This is a genomic window from Chitinophaga sp., assembly GCF_035564935.1.
In the GTDB taxonomy this organism is placed as follows: domain Bacteria; phylum Bacteroidota; class Bacteroidia; order Chitinophagales; family Chitinophagaceae; genus Chitinophaga.
In genome coordinates this window covers 1-1,813 of record NZ_DATMTE010001097.1, presented here as the reverse complement: position 1 = coordinate 1,813, position 1,813 = coordinate 1, and the positions used below count along the sequence as shown (strand labels likewise).

Sequence of the window (1,813 nt, the reverse complement as noted above, 5' to 3'; positions counted from 1 at the left end):
ATTGGCCGCCTTTTCTATCTCAAATGCTATTGAAATCCGCCGCTGCCTGCCAGCCTGGTAACAGCAGCTGTTTTGAAATGACCGGGAGCTTTAATGGAATCCTGTTCCTTTTTCCGGGAAATAGCCTCTCTCATTTTGCATCAGATAACCCGGTTTGCGGCGGCGTAAATACTCATGACCAGGAATGCCAGGTCCTGGTTCTTCAGTAAGTATTCCTTAATGGATTGTAGTGCTTTGGTCATATGCGTGTTCACAGTAGCCCGCGATATACCCATGATCTCTCCTGCTTCTTCATAGGTTTTGCCATCAATTTTAACCAGGTTGAAGGCCTGCTTTCTCTGCGCGGTCAGCTGGTTGATAGCCATTTGCAGCATTTCTCTTGCCTGCTTGTTTTCCAGCAATTCTGATCCGTTGAGCCAATGATCAGCGCCTGTAACAATTAACGACCTGATCAACGCCTGTTCATTCGATATTTTCCTGAAATAATTGTAGACCAGGTTTTGGGCTACGGTATACATATAGGATTGAAAGGATTTTTCCGTATCCAGCGTTTCGCGTTTGATCCAGAGTTTAATAAACAGATCCTGCAGCAGATCTTCAACAACATCTGCATCTCTGACCATGTTCATCATCCGGAGATACATAGCCTTACTGTAAGACTGATAAATGGCATGAAACGCTTCCCTATCCCCCTTACTCAGGCGAATCAACAGCTCCTTTTGATATCCATCTTCCAGTATTCTCAAGAAAATATTTGACGTTAAACTACAAACCTACAAAATTTCCGATTCAGATGCTATCCTGGAAATGTGATAAATAAACTGCTGCTAAGCCATATAATAACAAGCAACAATAATTCATTCATCTGATTATCAGCAAATTACTTACATCATTCAAATTAATATGCGTACAGGCTCATTATAATTTCATTTGGCGGTGTATTAGTCTTTAATTTTCGGGAAATGGCACCATTGATCAACCAACTTTTCAAGAAATACCTGGATGGGAAATGCACCCCGCAGGAGAAGGAAATGCTATTGGATCATTTCCGGTTAGCAGACAATGAATCCGTTTTGAAAGAGCTGATTATACAGGAGCTCCAGGCAACACAGGCGCCGGAATCTTTAGTGCCCGATATAAGCAACCGTTTAAACAGGGTATACGAGCATGTCAGCGTTTTTATGGATCATCACACGGCAAAGCCCTCCTTCTGGCGGAGGAACTGGCGAAGTGCGTCTGCTGCTGCCGCAGCTATACTGGTTATCGTTTCTGTTGTCTTATACAAGTCCTATAATACGGTACATGATATTGGTCCCGGAAAAAATGCAGCAACATTGATCCTGGCTAACGGCGAGAAGATCATTTTATCGGATGCCGGCAATGGCAATATTGCTAAACAAGCCGGGGTAACGATTACAAAAACTGCGGGTGGGCAATTAGTATATGAGCCAATGCCTGGTGCATCTCAAACGGATAACCGGGAGGTGGCATATAACACGTTATCTACGGCTAATGGCCAGCAGTATAAAGTAGTATTGCCGGATGGCAGTTCGGTTACCCTTAACGCCGCATCCCTGATCAGGTTCCCGGCCAGCTTCGCCCAGCTCAGTGAAAGAAAGATCCAGCTGGAGGGCGAAGCCTATTTTAGTGTAAAACATAATGCAAAACAGCCTTTCAGGGTAGTGACCCGGGGACAGGTAGTGGAAGATATCGGTACGGAATTCAATATCAGTGCCTATGCAGACGACGCGGATATAAAAACCACGGTGGCTGAAGGTATTGCCAGGGTAATCCCTGAAAAAACTGCTTCGCT

2 protein-coding genes are annotated in these 1,813 nt (G+C 44.5%); one reads left to right on the top strand and one right to left on the bottom strand.

Annotation, left to right across the window (positions count from 1 at the left end; genetic code table 11):
* Nucleotides 1-140 precede the first annotated feature (140 nt).
* On the bottom strand, nt 141-746 hold the full coding sequence (locus VN105_RS28265) for an RNA polymerase sigma factor (protein WP_325646588.1): 606 nt from the start codon (nt 744-746) through the stop codon (nt 141-143).
* 216 nt (nt 747-962) lie between these two features.
* On the opposite strand from VN105_RS28265, the gene VN105_RS28260 reads away from it, so the two are divergent.
* Nucleotides 963-1,813, top strand: an 851-nt coding sequence (locus tag VN105_RS28260) for a FecR family protein (protein WP_325646586.1), incomplete at its 3' end; no start/stop codon positions are given.